20 protein-coding genes are annotated in these 22,832 nt (G+C 49.5%); 8 read left to right on the top strand and 12 right to left on the bottom strand.

The window, feature by feature from the left end:
• On the top strand, positions 1 to 1,089 hold the full coding sequence (gene pmrB, locus ACP3TC_RS13295) for a two-component system sensor histidine kinase PmrB (protein ID WP_426816632.1): 1,089 nt from the start codon (positions 1 to 3) through the stop codon (positions 1,087 to 1,089).
• 222 nt (positions 1,090 to 1,311) lie between these two features.
• On the opposite strand, the gene ACP3TC_RS13290 is transcribed toward pmrB, so the two are convergent.
• Positions 1,312 to 2,217, bottom strand: a complete 906-nt coding sequence (locus tag ACP3TC_RS13290; RefSeq protein ID WP_426816631.1) for a LysR family transcriptional regulator — start codon at positions 2,215 to 2,217, stop codon at positions 1,312 to 1,314.
• A gap of 121 nt (positions 2,218 to 2,338) precedes the next feature.
• Here ACP3TC_RS13290 and ACP3TC_RS13285 point away from each other — a divergent pair, with 121 nt between their 5' ends.
• From ACP3TC_RS13285 to ACP3TC_RS13270, 4 genes are all read left to right on the top strand, one after another.
• Positions 2,339 to 3,661 (top strand): serine hydrolase domain-containing protein, encoded by a 1,323-nt coding sequence (locus ACP3TC_RS13285; protein ID WP_426816630.1) that lies wholly within the window; start codon positions 2,339 to 2,341, stop codon positions 3,659 to 3,661.
• A 90-nt stretch (positions 3,662 to 3,751) separates the two neighbouring features.
• Positions 3,752 to 4,648, top strand: a complete 897-nt coding sequence (locus ACP3TC_RS13280) for a LysR family transcriptional regulator (RefSeq protein WP_426816629.1) — start codon at positions 3,752 to 3,754, stop codon at positions 4,646 to 4,648.
• Positions 4,649 to 4,817: 169 nt separating this feature from the next.
• Positions 4,818 to 5,132 carry a hypothetical protein gene (locus ACP3TC_RS13275; protein WP_426816628.1) on the top strand — a complete coding sequence of 105 codons (315 nt, stop codon included), beginning with the start codon at positions 4,818 to 4,820 and terminating at the stop codon, positions 5,130 to 5,132.
• A gap of 163 nt (positions 5,133 to 5,295) precedes the next feature.
• Complete coding sequence (locus tag ACP3TC_RS13270; RefSeq protein ID WP_426816627.1) at positions 5,296 to 5,892, top strand: NAD(P)H-dependent oxidoreductase; 597 nt, start codon at positions 5,296 to 5,298, stop codon at positions 5,890 to 5,892.
• A 53-nt stretch (positions 5,893 to 5,945) separates the two neighbouring features.
• Here the strand turns inward: ACP3TC_RS13270 and ACP3TC_RS13265 are convergent, their stop codons facing one another.
• Positions 5,946 to 6,818: a LysR family transcriptional regulator gene (locus tag ACP3TC_RS13265; RefSeq protein ID WP_313856859.1), complete on the bottom strand. Its 873-nt coding sequence runs from the start codon at positions 6,816 to 6,818 to the stop codon at positions 5,946 to 5,948.
• 184 nt (positions 6,819 to 7,002) lie between these two features.
• Between ACP3TC_RS13265 and ACP3TC_RS13260 the strand changes: the two genes are divergently transcribed.
• On the top strand, positions 7,003 to 8,100 hold the full coding sequence (locus ACP3TC_RS13260) for an NADH:flavin oxidoreductase (protein WP_313856862.1): 1,098 nt from the start codon (positions 7,003 to 7,005) through the stop codon (positions 8,098 to 8,100).
• A gap of 94 nt (positions 8,101 to 8,194) precedes the next feature.
• On the opposite strand, the gene ACP3TC_RS13255 is transcribed toward ACP3TC_RS13260, so the two are convergent.
• The 3 genes from ACP3TC_RS13255 to ACP3TC_RS13245 all read right to left on the bottom strand — a co-directional run bounded on the left by ACP3TC_RS13255 (position 8,195) and on the right by ACP3TC_RS13245 (position 11,460).
• Positions 8,195 to 9,208: an alpha/beta hydrolase fold domain-containing protein gene (locus tag ACP3TC_RS13255; protein WP_426818277.1), complete on the bottom strand. Its 1,014-nt coding sequence runs from the start codon at positions 9,206 to 9,208 to the stop codon at positions 8,195 to 8,197.
• A 292-nt stretch (positions 9,209 to 9,500) separates the two neighbouring features.
• Entirely contained in the window at positions 9,501 to 10,244 is a 744-nt protein-coding gene (locus ACP3TC_RS13250; RefSeq protein ID WP_426816626.1) for an SDR family oxidoreductase, read from the bottom strand.
• Positions 10,245 to 10,314: 70 nt separating this feature from the next.
• Positions 10,315 to 11,460 (bottom strand): NADH-dependent flavin oxidoreductase, encoded by a 1,146-nt coding sequence (locus ACP3TC_RS13245; RefSeq protein ID WP_426816625.1) that lies wholly within the window; start codon positions 11,458 to 11,460, stop codon positions 10,315 to 10,317.
• Positions 11,461 to 12,215: 755 nt separating this feature from the next.
• Between ACP3TC_RS13245 and ACP3TC_RS13240 the strand changes: the two genes are divergently transcribed.
• Positions 12,216 to 12,848, top strand: a complete 633-nt coding sequence (locus ACP3TC_RS13240; RefSeq protein ID WP_426816624.1) for a TetR/AcrR family transcriptional regulator — start codon at positions 12,216 to 12,218, stop codon at positions 12,846 to 12,848.
• A gap of 181 nt (positions 12,849 to 13,029) precedes the next feature.
• Here the strand turns inward: ACP3TC_RS13240 and ACP3TC_RS13235 are convergent, their stop codons facing one another.
• From ACP3TC_RS13235 to ACP3TC_RS13220, 4 genes are all read right to left on the bottom strand, one after another.
• A complete protein-coding gene (locus ACP3TC_RS13235; RefSeq protein WP_313856871.1) occupies positions 13,030 to 13,413 on the bottom strand; it encodes a nuclear transport factor 2 family protein in 384 nt (127 codons plus the stop codon).
• Positions 13,414 to 13,791: 378 nt separating this feature from the next.
• Entirely contained in the window at positions 13,792 to 15,192 is a 1,401-nt protein-coding gene (locus ACP3TC_RS13230) for a M24 family metallopeptidase (protein WP_426816623.1), read from the bottom strand.
• A 19-nt stretch (positions 15,193 to 15,211) separates the two neighbouring features.
• Positions 15,212 to 15,961 (bottom strand): DeoR/GlpR family DNA-binding transcription regulator, encoded by a 750-nt coding sequence (locus ACP3TC_RS13225; RefSeq protein ID WP_313857665.1) that lies wholly within the window; start codon positions 15,959 to 15,961, stop codon positions 15,212 to 15,214.
• Positions 15,962 to 16,227: 266 nt separating this feature from the next.
• Positions 16,228 to 16,863, bottom strand: a complete 636-nt coding sequence (locus ACP3TC_RS13220) for a carbonic anhydrase (protein ID WP_313856876.1) — start codon at positions 16,861 to 16,863, stop codon at positions 16,228 to 16,230.
• Positions 16,864 to 17,372: 509 nt separating this feature from the next.
• On the opposite strand from ACP3TC_RS13220, the gene ACP3TC_RS13215 reads away from it, so the two are divergent.
• Positions 17,373 to 17,918 (top strand): helix-turn-helix domain-containing protein, encoded by a 546-nt coding sequence (locus ACP3TC_RS13215; RefSeq protein ID WP_313856877.1) that lies wholly within the window; start codon positions 17,373 to 17,375, stop codon positions 17,916 to 17,918.
• Between the two features lie 58 nt (positions 17,919 to 17,976).
• Here the strand turns inward: ACP3TC_RS13215 and ACP3TC_RS13210 are convergent, their stop codons facing one another.
• The 3 genes from ACP3TC_RS13210 to ACP3TC_RS13200 are packed head-to-tail and all read right to left on the bottom strand — an operon-like array spanning position 17,977 to position 22,769.
• A complete protein-coding gene (locus ACP3TC_RS13210; protein ID WP_313856878.1) occupies positions 17,977 to 19,590 on the bottom strand; it encodes a fimbrial protein in 1,614 nt (537 codons plus the stop codon).
• A complete protein-coding gene (locus ACP3TC_RS13205; RefSeq protein ID WP_426816622.1) occupies positions 19,580 to 22,120 on the bottom strand; it encodes a TcfC E-set like domain-containing protein in 2,541 nt (846 codons plus the stop codon). Before ACP3TC_RS13205 ends, ACP3TC_RS13210 begins: the two co-directional genes overlap by 11 nt.
• A gap of 10 nt (positions 22,121 to 22,130) precedes the next feature.
• A complete protein-coding gene (locus ACP3TC_RS13200) occupies positions 22,131 to 22,769 on the bottom strand; it encodes a hypothetical protein (protein ID WP_313857666.1) in 639 nt (212 codons plus the stop codon).
• Positions 22,770 to 22,832 lie beyond the last annotated feature (63 nt).

Genomic DNA, 22,832 nt, shown 5'->3' with positions numbered 1-22,832 from the left:
ATGTTAATAAAGCCAGTGTTGTTGAACCGCAATCCCGCTACCCTAAGATTCAGGCTGATCTTAACCATTGGTCTGATACTGTTATTTTGCCAAATTATCAGTGTGTTATGGCTATGGCATGAGAGTAAAGAGCAGATCCAGCTGCTGGTTCAGCAGGCCCTGGATCATCGGGACAGGAGCCAGCATGTCGATAATGAGATTCACGAAGCCATCGCCAGTCTGGCAATCCCAAGTTTAAGCATGATTATTTTTACGCTGTTGCTTTGTATGCAGGCGGTCAAACGCATTACTCGTCCGCTGTCAGAACTGCAACGGGAGCTTGAGAGTCGCACGGAAGAAGATTTGGGGCGGATAACCTCTTCCAGCTCGGTTAAGGAAATTGATGCGGTTACTCAGTCTATTAATCAATTAGTCACCCGATTAACCACCAGCCTGGAGCGCGAGCGGCTGTTTACCGCTGATGTGGCCCATGAGTTAAGAACACCCTTAGCCGGCCTGAGGTTGCACCTTGAGATTATTGAGCGCCAGCACCAGATTAACGTCAAACCACTGATTCAACGCATCGATCAGATGACCAGCAGTGTTGCCCAGCTGCTGCAACTGGCGCGGGTGGGGCAATCTTTTTCATCGGGAAACTATCAGCGCGTTTCACTGGTTACCGATGTGGTTCGCCCGATGGAAAGCGAGCTTAAAATGATGCTGTCCCAGCATCAGCAGCAGCTTGATCTGGTGATAACTGGCGATGTTATCGTGCGCGGCGATGCGACATTACTTAAAGCGCTATTACGAAATCTGGTAGAGAATGCCCATCGATACAGTCCGGAAAACACCACTATAACCCTTGGTGTCAGGGCGTTGCCCCAGCCTGTTCTTATGGTAGAGGACCAGGGCCCGGGAATAGATGAAAATAAAATCAGTGAGCTGAGTAAAGCCTTTGTCCGAATTGACCGGCGTTACGGCGGTATCGGCTTAGGCTTAAGCATCGTGACGCGTATTGTGCAGCTCCATGATGCGAAATTCTTTCTCGAAAATCGCCAGTCTGCACCAGGTTGTCGGGCATACGTCAGATTTAACCAATCTGACGTATAGCGCGGCGCGAATGATCAGGTTGTGAACCAGATAACCAGGAAGCTGAGGATAACGCAGATGCTCAGCATCACTGAGAGGATTTCAGAAACAGGGCGGGTTAATTTTAGTGTCATTGTATTCTCCAGAAGTTGTCGGATAATTTTCGCCTGACAACCTTAAGAGAACCTTAAGCCCTGAGCTGGGTTCAAGAAAAAACCAGCGAGGATCTTCCCGCGCTGAGTATCATAACGTTGATTTATTCATTACTTTGCGCCATAGCATCGGTAACTCTGCAATCAACTCTCCGGTCACGCGCTGTTTAGCCGCTCCGGGCTGCCAGATCGCGACCAGGGTGATATTCAGCCCTTGGTTGCCGACTTCACTGTCCAGCACCCGGACGTTTTTCCATTGGGCAGCCAGAAAATGTTTTGGCAAAAAACCCCAGCCTTGCGCATTCTCCAGCAGATAGCGCAGCGAGCTGCGCTCATTAACGTACAGCGTGCGTCCGGAAATCTGTAGACGACGGACAATCTGCTCATCGTGCGCGCGGTGCATCACTATTTGCGGCACCAGAGAGAGATTAAGTAGCGTAAGAGGTGTTTGCTGGTTAAGAAAGAGTTTTGATGACCCATAGAAATCAAGCTCGATATTACCCAGCGCGCACCACTCCATATCCATTCCCAGCGCGCGGTTGTTGGCCTGACATAGCGCAATTTGCGCTCTGCCGCTGGTTAACGCCGCTTCCGCTTCTTCTCTCGAGGCGCTCCACGCGCTGAAGCGAATGCCCCGGTCACTCATCGCTCTCGTCACCGCTTCAATAAACGAGGGCGCAATAAAAGGATCGTAAACCAGGACGATTTCCCGCTGATCATCTTCCGGCAGCGATTGCACGTAATGCTCGAATGCTCTGGCTTGACGTAACAGTAAATGCGCCTGGCGATGCAGCTGCTGTCCTTGCCCGGTCAGGATTAAGCTGCGGCCCTCGCGCAAAAACAGCTTATAGCCCAGCGCATCCTCAAGATAATCCAGCAGGTCTCTCAGCGTGGTACGGTCTTTACCGAGTGATTGTGCGGCTTTGGATAAACTACCCAATTCAGCAACGCGGGCAAAAGCCTCTATTTGCGCGAAAGAATATCGCAGAGCAGACATTTATTTCAGCTCCTGTATCAACAATTTATACGGGGGATTTTCCCCCGTATAGTGATTTTTTCAAGCGGTTTTTCCTTCTTATAATCTCGCCTGTTATCTAACTCAACAATAAGTGAAAAACATGCGAAATTCTGCTTTCCCAATAATCAAACCCCTGATGCTGGCTGCCACGGTCTGTGCAGCATTCTCTTCTGTGTCTGCTGTTGCTGCGCAATCGCTGCAAAACTGCGGCGGGGTGATGCTCAGTGCTTGCCCGACGCCCTTTGATAAGATGCTGCCTGAGGCGAAAGATATGCTGCAATGGGATCGGGCAGCGCGCGTTGTCGGTTTTCGTAATGATTATCGTAACTATGCTGGCGACGTATTCCAGCATGACAAATCGACACCACTTCAATTGGCAGAAAAGCAGCTGAAGGGCGCAACTTACAGTGTGAAGGGGAAAACTTATACCCTGAAGGACTACCTGCAGCGTGAAAATGTGACCGGTATGCTGGTGCTGAAAAATGGCAAAGTGGCCTACAAATATCTCGGTGAAGGTAATACCGACAGTACGTTATGGACATCGCGCTCGGTTGGAAAATCGGTGGTTTCGACGCTGGTGGGCATTGCGATTAAGCAGGGTAAAATTCACTCGCTGGACGATCGGGTTACGGACTATGAACCTGACTTAACAGGAACCGCGTGGCAGGATGTTACTCTCAGGCAGCTCATTCAGCATACTTCCGGTGTAGAGTGGAATGAGGACTACACCAATCCTGACTCTGATTTCGCCCACCTGACGCAGTGTGAAGCCCAACCGGGAACCTATGATTGCGTGCGTAATATCATCACTGGCCTGAAACGCGCCCATCCGGCAGGACAGTCGTGGTCGTACTCCTCGGGTGGCGCATGGCTACTGGGTGATGTGTTAGAAAAAGCCACCGGAATGCCGCTGGCTCAGTACCTGGAAAAAACCATCTGGCAACCCTATGGTATGGCGCAGGACGGCGTCTGGCATGCTTACCAGCCAGGTAAACATGATGTTGGCGCGCACGGCTTTAATGCCACGCTGGAGGATTGGGGCCGTTTTGGCGAGTTTGTGTTAAGCGGTGGGCAACTGAAGGATGGGAAAAAGCTGTTGCCAGATAACTGGCTGAAACAGGCATCTGACTGGACCACGGCGAAAAATTCTGTCACAGCGGCGCATCCGGAGGGATCATATGGCTATCAATGGTGGAATAATGCGGTGCCCGCTGATGCGCAGCAGGTTACGCCGGCCGCTGCCGACTCACTGCAAGGTTCGATGTGGGCATTGGGAATTTACGGCCAGGTGATTATGATAAATCCCGCAGAACAGTTGGTGATTGTTCAATGGTCGACATGGCCACAGGCGGAACCTGATTTTAAAGCACAGCCACTTGAGGCTTCGCTGATGTACAGTGCGATTGCGCAGCAACTTCGTTAACTCACCGGGCGGGGAGACACGCTCCCCGTTTTTTGCCATAGCCGCGCCCTGGACGTCTGTATTGCCCAGGCCATTACCACAGGATGAGCAATGCGCCGTAAGAATGTGAACGATTACCTGGCTTTTATCGCGGTTGCACGCGAACAGAGTTTTACTAAAGCGGCGGCACAGCTCGGCGTTTCGCAATCGGCGCTGAGCTATACCATCCGCACGCTTGAATCACATCTGGGGCTGCGGTTACTCACCCGCACCACTCGCAGCGTTTCGGTCACCGAGGCCGGTGAACAACTGCTCAACCGCATCGGGCCGCATTTTGACGAAATTGAAAGTGAGATCGCGGCACTCAGCAGTATGCGAGACAAGCCAGCCGGCACTGTACGTATCAATGCCGTTGAGCATGCAGCCGAGACGATTCTCTGGCCAAAACTGTCGCCGCTGTTACTCGACTATCCCGATATTAATATCGAAATCATCAGCGAGTATGGGCTTAAGGATATCGTCGCCGAACGCTACGATGCTGGCGTCCGACTGGGTGAACAGATTGATATGGATATGATTTCGATTCCGTTAGCGGCGAATTTTTGCTTCGCGGTTGTTGCGGCACCCGCGTATTTTCAGGATAAACCGCAGCCTGTAACCCCTTACGATCTGAGCAAGCACAGCTGTATCAAGCTGCGATTGCCAACCCATGGGGGTTTTTATGTCTGGGAGTTCAGTAAAGAGGGAAATGAACTAAAGGTTCGTATTGAGGGCCGCGGCGCGTTCAGCAGCATTTCGATGATGCGGCAGGCCGCGCTTGATGGCCTGGGTATCGCTTATCTGCCGAAGGACATTGTGGATACGGCGATAGCAGACGGCAGGCTGATACAGATCCTTGCCGACTGGTGTCCACCACGGCCCGCTTATCATCTCTACTATCCCAGCCGTCGCCAGCATTCACCGGCATTTTCCCTGGTTCTTGAGGCACTTCGCTATCGACGCGCGTGACCCTTGCCAAAAACAAGGCCATTTACGCGCGATTAAGAAAACTCCTTTCTAAGCCTATGCGGAATTAGCTATCTAATCTCTTAATGCAACGGGGATTATGATGGCAGTCTGAATCGGTCACTATCTGGTTAGGCCAGGGATCGACATCCGATCATAATGGAGTACTGGCATGTGCAAAAAAACGAGTGGACTCAGCCGTCGCAATTTTATCCTGACGGGCTCAGTGGCATCAGCCGGGCTGCTGATGGCAGGTCGTGCTAATGCGGAGCTGGCTGCTGCGCCGCAGACTACCGGTAAGACAATACGGGTGGGTGAAGTTACTGTGCAGGGCGTTTCGTTCCGAAACAATGAAATAATATTATCCGGTAATATTTATCGACCAAAAGATTTCAGCGAGCAGCGCAACTATGCCGCTATTGTGGCTGTTCATCCTGGCAGCCTCGACGCACAAGGAGCTGTTTATTATTTCCGGCGCAACGCATAGGGATCTCTATGATGGCGCGGGCGCAATGGCTGCCGCTAAAAAACTGAAGCCGTTCTTTAAGTGTCAGCTGGTTTAGCAGGTAATCGCTTATTTTTCTTTAACCGTAATAAAAATTTAATATTAAAATAATCCGCATTCTGAAGATTAATCTAATAAGGTAATTATGAAAAACGTTTTAATTATCAATGCACATCAGTTTTACGACGGTATTTCATCTGGCGATTTAAATCGGGCAATGGTTAATGCAATTGCGGATAATCTTAACCGACTGGGTTACAATATCAAGCATACTGAAATCGAAAAAGGTTATGACATCGACGATGAAGTTGAAAAACATCTTTGGGCTGATTTGATTATTACCCAATCTCCGGTTTACTGGTTTAGTACGCCATGGATCTATAAAAAATATGTTGATGAAGTATTTACTACTGGCATGCTGCAACAGCTTTTCCTGACGGGTGACGGGCGTACGCGACAGGACCCCGCGAAGCAATATGGCAGCGGTGGAAAGCTCACTGATAAAAAATATATGCTCTCATTGACCTGGAATGCACCCGCTGCCGCATTCAATGATGAAGCTCAGCGGTTATTTGCCGGTAAATCTGTTGATGAGATTTTTGCTTATAATACCGCTAACTATAAATTCTGTGGTGTTGATATTTTGCCTTCATTCTCTTGTTTTGATGTGATGAAGTCACCGGATATTACCAATGACTTTCTTCGGCTGGAAACACATTTAAACGTGGTATTAACTAACTGAGTTCATTCAACTGTAATAAGTCTGGGCGGTATCTCCGCCCATTGATGACGTTATTATTTCAAAGAGTTTTTTAGCGCATCAATAAACATACTCACCCGCAGCGGAAGATAGCGGGTAGTGGGCAGTACTGCCCAGACGGACAGATCCTGTTGTGTCACATCGGATAACGCAATCGCCACCAGTGAGCCATCATTCAGCTCCTTTTTTACGTCCCAGAGCGTCAGTTGGGCAATTCCCAGCCCCTGAACGCAAAGCTCCCGGACGCTTTCCACATTACTCGAGCTAAAACGCCCATCGACATTGACGCTGATACTTTGGCCTTCTGCCTCAAAGGTCCACTGCAGCACATTGGTCAATTTCAGACAGTGATGGCCGGTTAAATCATTTAACGTTTCCGGCACACCAAACTTATGCAGATAAGCAGGCGACGCGCAGACGATGCGCGGATTGTGGATAATTTTTCGCGCAATAAGGCTGGAGTCCTTCAGTGGAGCAATGCGGATGGCGAGATCAATTCCCCGGCCGACGATGTCCACCACATCTTCAGTAAGCTGAATATCAATCCGCAATTGCGGATTGTCGTCAAGCAGGGCAGGCACCAGCGGCAGAATATTGCGTCGGCCAAATCCCGAAGGTGCCGTTATCCGCAATAAACCCGAAGCCTGTTTAGTTTCCGCAGAGAACAACGCCCTGGCTCCGGCCTCTGCTTCAATCAACGCACGAGCATAAGGCAAAAATTCGCTACCTTCCTGCGTCAGGGAAACAGATCGCGTTGTGCGCTGAAGCAATCGCGCACCCAGCATTTTTTCCAGCGCTGCCAGCCGCCGCGAAACCGCCATCGGCGATATATCGAGTCGTCTTGCCGCCTGCGTCAGGCTACTGGTTTCGGTAATCGTCAAAAAAAGGCGGACATCGTCGAGATTCATAGGTCAGGGTAGTTACTCAGTAAACTGAAGTCAGCGGCGGAAATTTTCTGCCGTTAACAAGCGGCAGTTTCACGGCAATTATAACTCATTTTGATATACAGGCTTATCAGTTTGCCCTGTTTAAGCCCGCTGGCGCTGCGATTATATTGCCTTATGTGTTTAATCCTTAATAAGGCGGAGTTTAATGCGTTCATCATCGCTGTTCAGTTCAACCCAAATCGGTAATCTTTTGCTCAGTAACCGTCTGGCCGTGGCGCCAATGACCCGCGTGTCTGCCTCAGAAAATGGGCTTCCCGGTGAGCGAATGAGAGCTTATTACGAGGATTTTGCCCGTGGCGGTTTTGCCCTGACAATTACTGAAGGCATCTATATCGATAATGCATGGTCTCAAACCTATGCGTTCCAGGCCGGGCTGATCAATGCCGAACAGGCATCAGCATGGCGTAAAATTACTGATGCCATTCATGCGCAGGATGGCCGAATCTTTGCTCAAATCCAGCATTCTGGCGCGCTTTCTCAAGGAAATGAGTACCTTGATGGCACGGTAGCTCCCTCAGCGGTTCGTCCCAAAGGCCAACAGATGACCTTCTATCGCGGTGAAGGTCAGTATCCGCTTCCACGCGCGCTTACGGATAATGAAATTGTGAGCATTATCGAAAGCTTTGCTGACGCAGCGTCACGCGCGGTTATCGAAGCCGGATTTGATGGTGTGGAGATCCATGGTGCCAACGGCTATCTTCTGGATCAGTTTTTTACCGACTACACCAATCAGCGCAGCGATAAATGGGGTGGCGATATCGCCGGGCGACTCAGCCTAAGCCTGGAAGTGATAAAAGCCGTGCGCGCCCGGGTTGGCAGCGAAGTGCCGGTCGGTATCCGTATTTCTCAGGGGAAAGTGAATGATTTCTTTCACAAATGGGCAAATGGTGAAGAGGACGCACGCGTAGTGTTTACTTTGCTGGCGGAGTCAGGGATTGATTATCTGCACCTGACCGAATATGAAGCCTGGCAGCCCGCATTTTCTGACAATAGTCTTTCACTGGTCGCGCTGGCGCGAAAATATGCCCCGGCGTTGACCCTCATTGCTAACGGCAATTTGCATGAACCACACAGGGCGGAGGCGTTATTAGCCGATGGTGCGGATCTTATCGCACTGGGGCGCGGTGCGCTGGCAAATCACAACTGGCCACAGCGCGTCAGGGACGGGCAGCCACTGAATGAATTCGACAGCAGCATATTGGGCCCGCTGGCAGATATAAAAGATTGCGAAATACCGATGTAAATGAATATTGCTGACAACGAATCTGTTGTTGAGCCAGGTGGTGATTACCGGACGGCGGAGCATTGCGCCATACCGTCCGGTCAATCGCTAGCTGTCAGGTGTTATCATCAGGATTGGTACTCTGCTGGCCTGTCGGTTTCACCGAAGGTTTTCCAAAACTGGAGGCGAACCAGGAAACAACTTTATCGATAACCGGCTGTTGATACCATTGCGCGTCGCCATGCTCAGCGCCTTTAAGCAGAATATAGTCGGCCTGATTACCTTCTTTTTTTAGTGCACGATAAAGCTGAGCGCTTTGCTCTGGTGAAACCAGGGTGTCTGCGCTGCCGTGCATAATAAGAAATGGCGGTTTTTTACCGTTAATGTGCCCCAGCGGGCTGGCGAAAAGCGCTTTTTCTTTATCTGAGTCTATCGGTGCGCCGGCAAAATCACGGAAAGCGGCACCGTTAACCAGCAGCGCTTCTGTCACCGCAGGAGACTGATGAACTTTTTTCACCGACTCAGGAAAACCTTCGCCGATATTTAGCAGATTAGATATGCCATAAATAGTTGCCGCAGCCTGCACATCGGAAGACTGATCGAGGAAATCACCCTTATCGAATGTTTTCTCACCGGCGGTCATGGCGACCATTTGCGCAAGCCAGCCCCCGGCTGAATCACCCAGCACACCAATGCGGGTCGGGTCGATGCCATACTCGCTGGCATGCTGACGCAGATAGCGAACGGCAGCTTTTGCATCAACTAGCGGGGCTGGGAAGGTATCAGGAATAACGCGATATTCAACCGCGGCGACAACAAATCCGGCTTCAGCCAGCGCCATTCGCATCTGAATAAATTTATCCTGTTCGGCAGAGGTAAATCCGCCGCCAGGGAAGTAGAGAATAGCCGGTTTTTTACTGTCGTTTCTGGGAACCAGCAGCGACATAGACATCGGCCGGCTTGAACGGGTTTGTTTAATCTGGGCGTAAACAACATTATTTATCGCGTCAATTTGTCCGCGAGTCACCTCAACCTGCATAATGCTGGCTCCCTCGGTATTGCCCGCTAATTCAGCATCACCGGCAAAAGCCGATGTGGACATTAATCCAATTAAAGACAGGCACCCCATAAAAGCACCACTGCGAAACTTCAACATATCCAACACCTCTTATCTGATTATCAATATCATGGCACAACCGCAGGGGCTGAAATTGATACAACGCAAAGGGGTATCTAGATAATATGTCAGAATGGGTAAAGATGCATGGCCTGAATCCGGCTTGCCTCGCCAGCCTCTGCGAGGTGAGGTTTGATCGGGTGCCAGACCAGCAGTGGCTGGTAGCGATAATCGTATATTTTTCTGAACTCAGTGACGGTGTTGGATAAAAGCTTAACGGCCGTTACTCGTTCAACGGCCCTCATTACCAGTTCTGACGCGTAGGAGAAATAATCAGATCGTTTACCGTGACATTTTCCGGCTGGTTCAGCGCGTAAATCACCGCATTAGCGACATCTTCAGAGCTGATGGCGATCTTGTTCAGTTCCTGGGCGGCTTTGCGGCCTTCCGGATCGACAACCTTATCCGCCCAGCCGGTGTTGATGACGCCAGGGCTGACCGTATTGGCCCGAATGCCGTGTTTCACGCCCAGATCCTTGCGCATGGACTCGGTCATCGCCTGAACAAAAAACTTGGTGGCACTGTAGATACCTGCTGCCGCATCAACCTGATGGCCAGCAACAGAAGCCATGTTCAGGATGTGGCCCGATTTCTGCTTCAACATCAACGGCAGCACCGCGGCAATAGCGTTAAGGTAGCCCTTGATATTGACGTCCACCATATTGTTCCAGTCGTTGACCGCCAGGTCTTCCCAGTATGAGAACAGCATCAGGCCCGCATTGTTCACCAGAATATCGACCGAACCGTAGGTTTTACTGGCGAATTCTGCAACGACTTTCATGGCTTCTGCATCTGCGACGCTGGCGGCATAGCCGGAGATGTTATGGCCCTGTTTTTTCAGCGGCTCGACGAAGTGATTCAGTCGCTCCTCGTTTTGTGCCACCGCCACTACGTTAACATTATTTTCCAGCAGGGCTTTTACCGTTGCGGCACCTATTCCTGAAGAGGCACCCGTCACTATCGCGGTTTTATTTTGAATGTAATTCATATTCTGTTCCTCTCAATTATTCGCCCGGTGTGCGTACCCGGCGTGGAGATTATTTAAACTTGTCGAGTGATTAAATATCCGGAGACTGCCAGTTGGCGTCATCTTTGACCGGTGGCAGATACGACAGGCGCTGCATATTCTGATTCCACAGATTATCCGGGATGCGGTAGCGGTCCTCTTTATGCGGATCGATGGCCGTGACAATCCGCTCTTCCTGACCGGAAACGATAAGGCGGATAAGGTCCGGGTTCATCATTACCGTTTTGCCGGTGGCGATAAACTCAGCCCAGCCCGTCTGGTACGCTGCCAGAATTTGCTCCGCGGTAAACAGGTTGCCAACGCCAATCAGCGGCAGTTTGCCGTTAATACGCTCGTGAATTAACTGCATGCGGGTCAGTGACGTATCGGCCCCACGGCGCGCCTTTTTATAGAAATCCCACAGCGAAACGTGCAGGTACTGCAGCGGTTTTTCGACCAGGGCGTCAATCAGCGCAAAGGTATCCTGCATTGTCAGGCCGTGCTCGCCCGGCTCTTCCGGAGAGAAGCGGTAGCCGACAATAAACTTGTCGCTGGCGTACTGCTGTTTGACTGCCGTTACGGCATCAACGATCGCCAGCGGGAAGCGCAGCCTGTTCTCGATGCTGCCGCCCCAGATGTCGGTCCGGCGATTACTTTCCCCCGAGACAAACTGCTGGATCAGATAATTATTGGCCCCGTGAATTTCGACGCCGTCAAATCCCGCCTGAATGGCTAAATGTGCGGCATTGGCGAAGGCGGAAATCAGGTTGCGGATCTCTTCGTCGGTCAGGGCGCGGGCGCCTGACTTCTCATCTGCCGACGGAGCGACCATCTCACGGCCGTTCAGTAGTTCAGCAATTGACAGGTGGCCGCCGTGATGGATCTGCAGAACAGCCGTGGCGCCCTGTTTTTTAGCAATGCGGGCGACTTCACGCAGGCTGGGCAAGTCTTTCTCACCAATGGCCTCAGGCTGGCCGACAAAGGCTTTACCTTCCGCAGATACCAGCGTGGCGGCGGCAATAAACAGGCCAAAGCCGTCGAAGCGGTCGTTCAGAAAGTGGCGCTCTTCATCGCTGATGCTGCCATTTTCATGAGAGGCAAAATGCGTCATTGGCGCAACGGTAAATCGGTTTTTGATCGTGACACCGTTATTCAGGGTAAAGGGCTCGAATAATGGGGCGTATTTCGGGTTCATCATATTTTCTTCCTGGTAATAGTCATCTCGCCGTTTTGCCGTTGGCACCAGCGATATGCTGTCGGTAAGCTTATAAATTCTCTGAACGGAACGGATGATGGAGCCTTATCGTTTCGTGATGTTGTTTGTTCCGCTGCGCGTCAGAAGAGGTTGCTTGCCTAATTATGTATCGGTCACTAAGTATTTGAGTATTTATAGCGATCGATACATAAAAAGGCAAGCTGATTTTCTTCAATTTTCTATAGAAAAATGTCTTATGGATTTTACGGCTGGATGAATTATTTATCAGGTGGCTGAATTTAAAGATAAAACTGCATTTATCCCCGGGGTGCATGCGGGCCGCGTATTCTACCGTTTCCTCCCAGTCAAGACTTCGCGGATGCCCTTTGAACGGCAGCACGGCTGGCTGTTGCGTTCGAATTGTCATTGATTAGCTCAATAACAAAACACAAAGCTTATGTATCAATCGCTATATAATAATACTAATATGTAGTGTCCGATACAGTTTAAGGTGCTCCAGAGATTCTCCATGTTACAGGGACCGTTTTCTGTCGCCGATGTCATTGAGATCGATGTGACAGCATCTGCATGATAGACGTTCGGTAGCCAGCAACAGAGTCTGAGAATGAAGCATTGCGCCGTGAGATAAACCTGACCAGCGATGACGGATTACGCTCTTTTATGGAGCGGCGCGATAGCTCCCGTTAAAATCTTGTATAGTGAGCCATTAGTTTTTTCTTTTTTATCAGGCTGGATATATGACAGATTCAACGCACAACACGCCCTCACGACGAGGAAGACCGCGTAATTTCGATCGAGACAAAGCCCTGGTCAGCGCGCTGGGTCTGTTTTGGCGATGCGGATACGAACCGGCTTCGGTCGGTGAACTTTGCCGGATAATGAATATCAATCCGCCGAGCCTGTATGCGGCATTCGGCAGCAAAGCGGAGCTGTTTCTTGAAGCGGTAAACTTTTACGAAAGAACTTACTGGGATGCCCCGTGGGAAAGGATGCTGCAGAAAGCGAATGTGCATGACGCGATTCGTGACTTTTTTGAGGAGTCCGCCGTCATTCTGACGTCGCAGGATGCTCCTTGCGGCTGCCTGGTTGTTCTCGCCGCGATCAATGTTTCGCCAGAATCTAAAGATGTCTACGACGCGGTGAAGGCACTCAGAGAAGAGGGGCGTGTCTATTTCAGGCAGCGCCTGCAGGCAGGCATTGAGTCGGGTCAACTGCCGCCTGATACCGATGTTGAGGGCATTGCCCTGACGCTGAATACGCTTCTGGAAGGGATGTCGATCCCGGCGCAGGATGGTATTACGCAGGAAGAACTGAAACGCGTCGCCAGTCAGGCCGTGCTGCTTTTACCTCGCCCGGTAAATCATCGCTGATAAAAGCTGTTCCCTTTGAAAGGGGAGACTGTTTCAGCCTCATGGGATGCCAGCGGGCGCTGATACGCGGCGATACACGTTGTAAATCAGCAAACGGCCTGATGAAGGACGAAAATGTTGCCACCCCGGAGTGGACGCCGGGGGGCAGCATTGAAGGGTTTACACCCTCAATATCAGAGCATTATGGCGCGACATGGGTGTGGTAGATTTTGCTGACTACCGTCCATTTTCCTTCGACCTTCAGCAGATTGAAAAAATCCGTGAAGCAGAAGCCAGAGATATCGTTGGTGTCAATGCGTGCGCTGGCCGCCGTTCCGACGATATCAATATTTACAATTACGCCCTGTGCCTCAGGCGACGGACGGAAAGCGGAGTCAATGGTGTCAAACAGCCCCTTGATCGCCCCACCGGTCAGTTTACCGTCACCGTCCACACCAAAAATGGTGGCTTGTGGGCTAAAAGCCGGTTTCATAATGCTGCTGTCAGCTTGCTTACCACCTTCATTGTACTTATTCAGTACCCTAACGATTTCGTTATATTCCTGCACATAAACGGGTTTGGTCATGATTCAATCCTCACATCAAAAAGATGTATTACGGTTTGCTGGCTGAACAAGAGGGCGGCCTGCCCCCGCGTTAATCATTCCTTGCTGACGTGTCCGACAGCGCAGAGGTTCATAATATGTAGTGATTGCTATTTAATTATATTTATAGTGATCACTAAATATTAAGTCAACCTGAAAGTGAAAATTTTGCGGCACGTTCAGCCCATTGGTTGTCATTAAAACAGCCGATAAAGGTGACAACGCGTTGATATATAGATGATCAGATGGGGGGGGTATCAGAGGGGGATGAGATTGATATCTCAGCTTTTAACGTGGTCAGGCTTGAGTGGTTAAGGCGCTATTTTTCGCCAGCCACCAATGAGGTAGCTGGCAGCGTTATTATGGCTGTCGAACCAGCGCTCTGTGCTTATCCAGCAGGAAAGGGCGCAGATATCCCACGGTATTAGACAGCAGGATAACGTCCTCTGACACGGTAATATTCAGCACATCATGCAGATAGGCTTTGCGCGTCTCCATGCGCTGCCAGACTTCCGGAAAGTGGCTTTGCAGCTCCTTTCTCAAGGTGGCATCAGCCAGCGCGACAGTATCTTCAATACTGCAGCCGCCATAACCTGGCAACGAAGGAATAATATCGATCTGAAAAATCATGCCGCTCTCCAGCTTGATCGCTGAATCCGCAGATACCGGTGAGCAGAGCCACTCTTCATCTGCCACCAGATGACCGGGATTCAGATGCCAGTGCCATTTCTCTTTGGGCATGACGTTTTCGATGGTTTGATAAAGTTCACCGCCCGTCAGGCCGGGACGAAGGGTTTCCAGCCAGCTTGTTACCGCACGATAGTAAGGAATGGCCAGCGCTGAAAGATAATCGGCCACGGCTGGGGGCAGTTCATTTTCATCCGCCACGACATAGGCAGCACGGCTGGTCAGTCCGCCCTTAAAACCAACGGTCAGCGAGAATTTATCCCCGCGCTGAATCTGCTTATCCGAGGGATACAAACAGGCATCGGCAAAACGTTCGCCGGTTGCTGCAATCATCACTACGTTGCCCGGTTGCCCGTCGGCAGACAGCCAGTGCCCTATCTGCTTCTCCGTTTTACCCGGTTCAATCTGGTCCAGCGCCGCCATCACGTTGGTCGATGCCAGATTTGCACCAAACTCATAAAAGGCTATTTCGCTGGCGGTATTCAATCGACGCGCGCCATCAGCAGGAGAGATAAACAGTGAGGTCGCATTGACCACCTTTTTCCGGTCGCCAGCGGTTTCAATAATCGCCTCAAGAATAAAAGCAGGCACATCGAACTGATACTGAGTATCACTAAGCTTGCTGGTAAACAGCTTCCAGCCAACTACGCCAATCTTATTTCCGTTCTTCAGGCCAGCCTGAGCCAGCACCTCAGACAGCGGCGCATCGTTATCCATTGGCTGATTGGGCAGCGAGAAGGCCGGAGCATGAAGACACTTTCCGCTGTTTCGCGCATGCGGCACCAGTTTGAGGTTCTCATTCCCCATGACATAACTGAGTTGTCCGTCAGCCGTGAGAATCAACAATGCCTCTTCAAAGCGTGGAATAAAGCCAGCAAGGTATTCAAAATTTCCACCATGTTCTTTATCGGCATAGATAATCACAGCATCGAGTTTATGCTGATGCAGCGCGTTCAGAATTTTCTTCAGGCGCTGGGTCATAACCTCATCGCTAATCACCGGGGTTTTGACGTTGGGAAAGGTTTTGGGTGCCGGAACAGCGATCAGTTCAAAACGGGCTTCGGACGGATTCATGGTCATCCTCACTGAGTGATTAAATAACGGTAATTTGTCTTTTTTGCATTAGCTGGCTCATCTCGCTATCCAGCGTGCCATTGATCAGCAGCGTGCTGGCCAGCGTTAAGTCGCCGATGGTAAAAGGAGAAGCCGAATTTAACTTTTCCGGTGAAGCCATCACCATCGTTTCGGCAGCTCTTGCGCATAACGCCTGCTTTACACAGGCTTCTTCATAATTACCGGTGGTGAAGCCTGCGCTTTGATGAACACCGGTCACCCCCATGAAAAACAGATCGGCATTGATTCGCCTGATGCCTTCCAGCATCGAGGCGCCAACCGTCACCAGAGATTGCTTCATCAGCTGTCCGCCGATCACAATGACTTCTACCAGCGGATAATCGGCCAGTCCCACGGCAATGGCTGGGCTGTGAGTAACGGCGGTGAAGGCAAGATCGCCAGGCAACAGTTTAATCATCTCACCCGTGGTGGTGCCGCCATCAATAATCACGACCTGACCGGGTTGAATCAGGTTTACGGCTTTCTGCGCAATAATCCGCTTTGAGTCCATCTGCACGCTTTTTCTGGTTTCAAACGGCGCGTTTGCCGCTGAAACCGGAAGGGCACCGCCATGCACACGTTGTAATAGTCCTTCAGCGGCTAACTCTCTCAGGTCGCGACGGATTGAGTCTTCGGATATCGAAAATCGCTGGCTGAGCTCGGTTGATAATACCTGCTTATCCCGGGCGAGAAGCTCGAGAATCAGCTTTTTTCTCTGGCTGGAAAGCATAACGGCTCCATTCATGTTTAATCCTGATTTTGCACGATTATGCATGATAATTCGGTTTTGTCATCACAGTAATGTGCGAAATGTGTACCAGGCGTCACAGACTGGTCCGGTTGATGATAGCGTGTTGATCTGTATGCCGAGGGGAGGGACGAAATGGAGGGAATAGATACCTTCAGTCAGGTAATGATGGTGTGCAGCGATGTCGCAGTCATCTCATTGATTTGCTGCTGGTGGAAGTTACAGGGGCGTCCCGGCCCCAAAAAAAATTACTCGAAGCAAACATCCGGATTATCGGACAGAGTAACAAACTCTTTGCTGGTTTTATCCAGGGCACGGATTACGCCGCTTTCAATATCGTAGACCCAGCCATGCAGGCGTAATGTCTTGTCACGTAAACCGACGGCTACCGACGGATGGGTTTTGATATTGTTCAGCTGTGCAATGACGTTTTCCTGCACCATCGCATTAACTTTATCAATCTCACTGGCATAGCTTTTCTTCTCAACGACGGCTTTCGCTGCATCAGCATAATGCAACCAGTGGTCCACTGCCGGCATAGAATCAAGGCACTGGCAGGTAGCAATCGCCTTCATCGCTCCGCAGTTAGAGTGACCGCAAATAACGATATCGGTGACGCCCAGTGCCACAACGGCATATTCGATGGTCGCCGATACGCCACCCGGCTCGGGACCGAAAGATGGCACGATGTTACCCGCGTTGCGAATTACAAACAGCTGACCCGGATCCTGTTGAGTGACCAGTTCCGGCACCAGACGGCTGTCTGAACAGGAAATGAATAACGCTTTAGGATTTTGGCTGGAAGCCAGGCTGCGAAACAGGTCTTTCTGGTCGGGGAAAATGTCTTTCTGGAAGTTTAAAAAACCCTCAACAATATGTTTCATAGCGTTAACTTTTCCTCGTATCAGAGCATCAATTAAATTTCATTATGGCATCGTCATGCCGGGAGATCCAACTGTCGTGGCGTAAGGAAACTGGCCAACCGCGCAGAGTTTAGCCTGGTGGCGGCAGAGCACCTCCGGCATCCCCGATCGGCAGCAGCTATAAAATAGTTATTATTATGTGACAGATGAGGAATTTAACGGGCTGAGAAATAAATATACCTTTTAGATAACCATATTCTGATGCCACTAACTTTGACCTGATGCAATAAAATATGGCTTATTCCTGGATGAATTGTAAGTCATTTTAATGAATGTTTTAAAAGGTAAAGAACCGACGACAAGCAGATTTTTCTTAGGTGAAATCTTTAATGCTGGGTATGGTAAAACCTATTTAAAGATATTCGCGGTGAAACTCAGCTAAGGGGTGATGCCTGGTGACACACACTATAAAAAAAACGTTGAGTTGCATGGGATGCGGGCTCGGTTGTCGTATTAGTTACGATGAAAACATGAAGATAGATTTTTGCACGGATAAAAAACTCTTCGTCTGGCCTGAAGATAATCACTACTTCAGACTGGCATTAAATGAACTGATTTTTAAGCGTTGCCCCTGTTACCTCTCTGAAGGGGTGATTGTTATCGACTTTTCATTCAGGAATGTCGCACTACTTATCAATGATGAGTGGTTGAAGTTCCTCAGTAAAACGGACATGAGTATTGTACTCATTTCTGACAGAAGAATGATCGCAATTGCTAACTACTGGCTTAAACAGTCCAGTAGCATAAAAGCCATCATCAGAACGGACGATGGGATCGCAGGTTTTACCGAAGAGTTGAAAAAAATACTTTGTGGAAGAAGCTGTATACGCGTTAAAGCACCAGCCGCCACTGCGCGTGAGATGCACGTACTAAGCATGATATCTCTTGGCAGAAATACCCACGAGATTGCGACAAAGCTTAACTGCAGTCTGAAGAGCGTTTATGTTCATAAGTCAGCATTAAAGAAAAAAATGGGGAATGATATTACCTTCCATATGCTTTCTCATAAGTACTGAAGCAACATTTTTCCAGCCTTTAAAAAACCGCCCCGACGTGGGGCGGTATCCGTCAGATTTATTTATCCACTCCCACCCAGGTTGCCGTTACTTTGACCTCACCACTGGCGCTTACGGTACCCATCCAGTCATCACCGGCTACTGTCAGTCGTGAGCGGGAGTCATTCATTGGAAACAGCAATTTCAATGTGGTGGTGTAAAAGAAGCCATCATTAACTGCGGCATCCCAGGCTGTCTGTACCCAGTTAGCGGCGGTCATATCAATCGGCGCCTCTGCACAGCTGTTGCGCTCGGTGACGGTGGAGCCGGATTGCGCGGTATAGGATAAATAGGCCGGAATGGGCACGCTATATGTGCCGTCTGTCGAGGTAAACAGGCAGTAAGGTATTCCATTGATCGTGGTGCTGTCACCGGTCACCTGGGCGGTAATACTGTCTGCCTGACGCACGGCCGAGGTCGTGACTTTATATTCAAACTCCACCGGTTGGGCGCTACCAATATTGCCCGCGTTTTTCGGCTTGCTGCTGCCGTCACTCGATATAATACTAATGCCATATTCTCTTGGCGTGATGTTCACCTGATTGGATGCGGTAAACTGGTAGTAGCCGGAGGTTGGATAGGCGGTGTTATTAAATGCGAAGGTAAATAACGCATCGTTATTGGTAATATTATTGCCACTATTCAGCACGTTGCGGAAAAAGGTGTTTGACAGGAAAACATACACATATTGTCCTCCGGTGGTGAAAATATCGGAATAGACTGTATTAGTTGCGTTGTAAAGCTTCCAGTTGGCATTGTCACCGCTAAACTGAATATCACGGTTGCCAGGGGTAAAGCCCAAAGTCGCGGTATCGATAATCATGCTGATAAACAGCTGGTTGGTGACCTGCTGCGTCTGTTGATAGTTATAGGAAACCATTTTGCAGATGACACCGTTAACGTTTCCAACCACGCCAACATTGCACAAGTCGCCACTGCCGGTGACGCTGGCGCTGCCATCACTGGCAACCATAATTTCAGACATTGAACCGGTGCTCAGCAAATTAAGATGGCCGACTTTGGTCACCGTTTGCGTGTAGTATCGCCAGGTTGCACCGCCGGTAGTGATATCTTTACAGCGTACCCCAGACTCATAATCGTAATTGGTGGTGGTATAGCAGAAATTCAGCTCAAAGGCATTGGTACTGCCAACCGGAAGCTGACGAAAATATTCGAAGGAGGAGGGGCTGAACGTGCCATAGCTGGAGTTACCATTATTAATGCTATTACCGTTCATCGTATGATATAAGCCCTGACTGTCGAGATAGGTCGCCGGAATATGACCAACCGACGGGCAGTTACCGCCATCCTGGCGACAGCGGAGACCGACGAAGGGCGTTGCAATCGGCGAGTCTGTTATCCAGAAATCCACATAGCGATTACTGGCCGCCAGAGCCCACCCCATATATCCCAGTGCTTCCTGGCCATTGTTATATCGCGTCCAGATGTTAGCTCCGCTAAAACGCGGAGTACGGGTATTTGAAGTAATGAAATACTCATTATCGACCGCATTTTCGATAAACAGGTAACTATTTGCACCGCTGCCAGCGTTGCCGGCGGTGGCCGCCAGTACGGACGGTGCCATCAACATACACGCTGAGGTCAGCAGTAGCGATTTAAGATTAATAGACATTATTTTGCTTTTCCTCTGTAAGTGATGCAGTTTGCTGCAATACCTGACACTGAATATCACCCACCCAGACCGCACCACGCGCTTCGCGCAGATCGAGATCGGCTTCACAAGTGCCACCTTTATTGTCAATCAGCGTGATCACCGGATAACGCTTATCAACATCCATCGCAAATTCACCGCGTTCATCGGTCTTACTTTTACCAATGTGGTTATGAATATCAGTGAAAGCGTAAACTCCCCCGGCAGGATTTTTAACCCGACCAAATACGGTGACTAACTGTTTAATCTCAGGATTAAGCACGCTGACGTTCCCAGGGTAGAGCACGACGTTATTAGTCCGTCCGCTAACGATATCGACGCTGTCCTCAGATTTTTTGTCATTCATCAACTCAACCTTGTACTGAGCATAAGGAGGCAGGCTGATAAAGTTTTTCTTACCGCTCAGGGGATATGCGCGGCCATTGATCTGTGCAATCATTTTTCCTGCTTCGCTGAAGTTGGTGTTAACCATCACTCCAGAGGTCTGGGTGCCCTTACCGAGGGCGACATTGTCTTTGGTCCAGGCCACGCTACCCTGTGAGCTAAGGCTGAAGTTACTGCTGTTATTCGAGGTTTGAGTGGCTGACAGCGTACCGGCATTGTATTTGGTGTCATACGAGAGGTAGCCATTGGCAGAGAAATCGTCAGAGCGATAACTGTTATCATTATTACTACTTTTTATACGCTTCGACAGTGAGGCGCCTGCCTGAGTAATCGGGCTGTTATCAAAGTTTTTACGCAGCGTAGCATTGGCCAGCATATTGCCATTTTCGCTGGAGACGCCGGCACTAAACCAGGTGGAAAGCGGCAGCGAGATATCGAGGTTGATGTATTTATCACTAACGCCATCGCGGTTATCATAATAGTAACGCTGGATACCGGCGCGCATTGAAATCGAAGCATAGCGATTAGCTAACAATGACTGGCTATAATCCGCATTGGTGTATTTGTTACCGTTATACTTATTATCTGTTCTGCTAACGGTAAGTGACCCCAGATACGGTGTGAATTTGCTTAAATTGGCAGTAACACCGACAGAGAAATAATCTCCTTTTTGCATCGGCAAACGATCGCCAATCGAACTGAATTCGCGTGAGGTCCATACTGAGCCATAGCCATTCGGTATGCTCAGATTAAGCGTACTGATACTTTGCCAGCTGGAATCATTGGCCAGCAGCGTCTGTTGGTTGGCGGTCACTAACTCATTAAAGGCAACGTTAACTTCGCTCTCGTTCACCAAATTACGATCAAAACCATACAGCGTGGACTTAAAATTAACCCCGGATAGCCATGGCTGACTGAGCGATGCTGCCACACCGGAGATCCAGGTATCTTTGTCGCCATAATTGATGTTTTTGCGATCGCGATAATCCATTCGTGAATACTGGAGCATACCGCCAAAGAATTGCCATGATAAATCGCCGGTTACGCTGGAACTACGCGCAAAGGATTTATTGATTTGTGCGGTGCGGGAACTGACGATTCTGCCGTTCACCACCACTTCAACATTGACGTTATAAACACCGAAGGGCAGGCGGGACGTATCCACCTCATAACTTCCCATCGAGAAGTTTTGGATGCTAAGCAACCGCTCTTCGCGATAAATACGGACTTCGCCGGCTGCGGGTAAAAACACCGTTATCGGGATCAGAGAAAGCGTATTGTCTTCAATTTGCGTGCTGCTTTTATTACCGTAGCTGACGCCATAGATACGGCTCGAGTTGAGCGCACTCATGCTGGCAATCGACTGTAAGTTCCAGGTGTCGACCATGCCCATCGCCAGGCGACGACCCTGAAAATCGCGTTCATACATGCTGCGATACAGCTGACCGCTGGTACCCCCGGTAGAGCCGATACCATAAATACTGCCGTTTAGATTGAAATGATGTTCGCGCAGGGAAGTGGTGTTATCCAGGGTAATATAGCTGCTGGCATTATCAGAATTGTTGAATTTGCTGTAATAGCTACCGACTGAATAATTCAGTATATTTGAAACATTTTCTGCTGAAGATTCGCCGAGAATGTTAGTACGTGGAAGTACCGCAGCGGCCATTGCTTCCTTGTTTACCGTCATCTCCAGATAAAATGTTCGGGTATCAAGAGATATTGATGCATCTTTACTGATATGGATGATATTGCTTTCACCGAGGCTTCGATTTTTTAGCTCAGCAAGCCCTGATTTGAGGTTTTGCGCTAGCTCAGTGCGGTTGGGTAGTTCATTCAGCGTGATTTGATTAATTTGAAAAGCACCATCTTTGATGGAAATTATCGCGTCCGCAATTTTTTGATTGCTTCGCTGAGTGCCTTGCTCCTCTTCATACCGAATAAATACCGGCACGGTCATACCCTGATTAAGTGCATTAGCGAACACTGCCGGAATAACATAATTATTTATCCGTACTGGCGCATTAATGTTAGCTGAATATGCAGTGCTGGCAGTAAGCAGTATTCCAATGAAAAGCGTTCCCTTTGCCTGATCTAACTTATCCATAAAAGAATCTCTATTCTACGTTTATATACTTCCCGTCATGCCAGATGCCAATGCGGGTTTTTTTATTAGTAAGATCGGTATACTGAATCTTTGTGCTTATTCCTGGCATTAAGTAATATCTTTCACGACAGCCTTTACCGATATCTCTGCTGGCATCACGGCACGGTCCATAGGAAATCACACGAAAAGAAGAGTTGCCGGTATTGGTTATCTTTCCATCCTTGCTGACAAAGTCGAAGCGTTCCTTGCGAGGAGCGACTACCAGAATGGTACTAATAATTGCCGAGGTTGTGGCCTGACCAAGTTTGGCACTTTTACTGGCGTCCTGTTCAGTCACCGGTTCGTCAGTCCAGGAGAGACGGTAATAGCGTTCTTTATCATCTTCTGGCCCTTTATAAATAAACCTGAAGTTCTCACTGGCGTCAGCCGGCATAATCAGACTGGCCGGAGTAGAGAGTAATTCTGACTTGCTCTCCATCGGAATAACGACACCCCCAGCCATTGGGGAGGAAATACGTTCCACACTGAGACTGACATAGCGTGCGGTATCGGTGGTATTTGAGACCTCTTTAGCCAGAATACTGCTATCGGCAGACATCATTGACGTGATCTCTCCGACATTAATTGCCTCGGCTGAAAAGGACATCATGGCGGTAAGAGCCAGACTAATGGAGTATTTTTTTTTCACGGGGAATCCTTAAAAGGAGGCCAG

The sequence above is a fragment of the Winslowiella sp. 2C04 genome, assembly GCF_050037805.1.
GTDB classification, from domain to species: domain Bacteria; phylum Pseudomonadota; class Gammaproteobacteria; order Enterobacterales; family Enterobacteriaceae; genus Erwinia; species Erwinia toletana_A.
The sequence above is the reverse complement of the archived record's forward strand: the minus strand, read 5'-3'. Positions and strand labels throughout refer to the sequence as shown.

Excerpts from the sequence above, each read along its gene's own strand:
- pmrB (WP_426816632.1), top strand. The coding sequence starts at position 1 with ATGTTAATAAAGCCAGTGTTGTTGAACCGCAATCCCGCTACCCTAAGA.
- ACP3TC_RS13290 (WP_426816631.1), bottom strand. The coding sequence starts at position 2,217 with ATGTCTGCTCTGCGATATTCTTTCGCGCAAATAGAGGCTTTTGCCCGC.
- ACP3TC_RS13285 (WP_426816630.1), top strand. The coding sequence starts at position 2,339 with ATGCGAAATTCTGCTTTCCCAATAATCAAACCCCTGATGCTGGCTGCC.
- ACP3TC_RS13280 (WP_426816629.1), top strand. The coding sequence starts at position 3,752 with ATGCGCCGTAAGAATGTGAACGATTACCTGGCTTTTATCGCGGTTGCA.
- ACP3TC_RS13275 (WP_426816628.1), top strand. The coding sequence starts at position 4,818 with ATGTGCAAAAAAACGAGTGGACTCAGCCGTCGCAATTTTATCCTGACG.
- ACP3TC_RS13270 (WP_426816627.1), top strand. The coding sequence starts at position 5,296 with ATGAAAAACGTTTTAATTATCAATGCACATCAGTTTTACGACGGTATT.
- ACP3TC_RS13265 (WP_313856859.1), bottom strand. The coding sequence starts at position 6,818 with ATGAATCTCGACGATGTCCGCCTTTTTTTGACGATTACCGAAACCAGT.
- ACP3TC_RS13260 (WP_313856862.1), top strand. The coding sequence starts at position 7,003 with ATGCGTTCATCATCGCTGTTCAGTTCAACCCAAATCGGTAATCTTTTG.
- ACP3TC_RS13255 (WP_426818277.1), bottom strand. The coding sequence starts at position 9,208 with ATGGGGTGCCTGTCTTTAATTGGATTAATGTCCACATCGGCTTTTGCC.
- ACP3TC_RS13250 (WP_426816626.1), bottom strand. The coding sequence starts at position 10,244 with ATGAATTACATTCAAAATAAAACCGCGATAGTGACGGGTGCCTCTTCA.
- ACP3TC_RS13245 (WP_426816625.1), bottom strand. The coding sequence starts at position 11,460 with ATGATGAACCCGAAATACGCCCCATTATTCGAGCCCTTTACCCTGAAT.
- ACP3TC_RS13240 (WP_426816624.1), top strand. The coding sequence starts at position 12,216 with ATGACAGATTCAACGCACAACACGCCCTCACGACGAGGAAGACCGCGT.
- ACP3TC_RS13235 (WP_313856871.1), bottom strand. The coding sequence starts at position 13,413 with ATGACCAAACCCGTTTATGTGCAGGAATATAACGAAATCGTTAGGGTA.
- ACP3TC_RS13230 (WP_426816623.1), bottom strand. The coding sequence starts at position 15,192 with ATGAATCCGTCCGAAGCCCGTTTTGAACTGATCGCTGTTCCGGCACCC.
- ACP3TC_RS13225 (WP_313857665.1), bottom strand. The coding sequence starts at position 15,961 with ATGCTTTCCAGCCAGAGAAAAAAGCTGATTCTCGAGCTTCTCGCCCGG.
- ACP3TC_RS13220 (WP_313856876.1), bottom strand. The coding sequence starts at position 16,863 with ATGAAACATATTGTTGAGGGTTTTTTAAACTTCCAGAAAGACATTTTC.
- ACP3TC_RS13215 (WP_313856877.1), top strand. The coding sequence starts at position 17,373 with ATGAAGATAGATTTTTGCACGGATAAAAAACTCTTCGTCTGGCCTGAA.
- ACP3TC_RS13210 (WP_313856878.1), bottom strand. The coding sequence starts at position 19,590 with ATGTCTATTAATCTTAAATCGCTACTGCTGACCTCAGCGTGTATGTTG.
- ACP3TC_RS13205 (WP_426816622.1), bottom strand. The coding sequence starts at position 22,120 with ATGGATAAGTTAGATCAGGCAAAGGGAACGCTTTTCATTGGAATACTG.
- ACP3TC_RS13200 (WP_313857666.1), bottom strand. The coding sequence starts at position 22,769 with ATGATGTCCTTTTCAGCCGAGGCAATTAATGTCGGAGAGATCACGTCA.